1 pseudogene is annotated in these 952 nt (G+C 46.7%); it reads left to right on the top strand.

Annotation, left to right across the window (positions count from 1 at the left end):
* A pseudogene (locus K0504_RS18450) lies at positions 1-952 on the top strand (IS3 family transposase); the annotation flags it as partial.

The following is a 952-nucleotide window of genomic DNA, read 5'->3' as shown; positions in this document are numbered from 1 at the left end:
ACTCAGCGCGATTATTCACTAGCCTTTAAATTGTCTGTTGTTGAGCAAGTTGAAAAAGGCGATATGACCTATAAACAAGCTCAGCGCATATACGGCATTCAAGGGCGAAGCACTGTTCTTGTCTGGTTACGAAAACATGGCCGCTCTGATTGGTCACCTCAAGGAATGTCTACGATGCCTCGGTCAGCCGAAACGCCAGCCCAAACCATTAAACGGTTAGAGCGAGAGCTTGAAGATGAGCGCTTGCGCAATCTGCTGCTCAATGAAATGGTCGATATCATCGACGCAGAGCACGGTACAGGGCTTCGAAAAAAGCTAGAAGCCAAGGAGCGAGACGCCTTCAGGCCCAAGGCAAAGTAAGTCTTAGCCGAGCCTGCTCGCTTCTTGGTATAAGCCGCCAAAGCGTTTATCAACGAGAAAAGCGCCAGACACGAAGGGCTGCTGAATTAGCGCCACTAAAAGCGATGGTGCAATCAATTCGGCGCTTTATGCCTCGTATTGGTGTCAGGAAACTCTATTACCTGCTCAAACCCAAGTTGAGAAAACAGGGAATTAAACTGGGCAGAGATGGCTTGTTTGACTACCTTCGTCAGCACAATATGTTGGTTCAACCTCTACGCAGTTACACCAAAACCACGCACAGCAAGCACTGGATGACCAAACATCCAAACTTGATTGGCACTCTTGATATCAAAAGACCCGAACAAGTGTTTGCGAGCGATATTACTTATGTGTCGAGTGATGAGGGCGTGCATTACCTTAGCCTCACTACCGATGCATATAGTCGCAAAATCATGGGTTATGAGTTAAGCCGTGAAATGAAAGCAACCGATGTTATCAAGTCTCTCAAAATGTCGTTAAAGCAACGGCTTGGCAATCAATCCTTGATACATCACTCCGATAGAGGAAGTCAGTATTGCTCAGAGTTATATCAAGCAGAGCTGAGGAAGCA

Origin of the sequence: Neiella holothuriorum (genome assembly GCF_019457915.1) — a bacterium.
In the GTDB taxonomy this organism is placed as follows: Bacteria; Pseudomonadota; Gammaproteobacteria; order Enterobacterales; family Neiellaceae; genus Neiella; species Neiella holothuriorum.
This window is presented reverse-complemented; position numbering and strand designations above follow the sequence as displayed.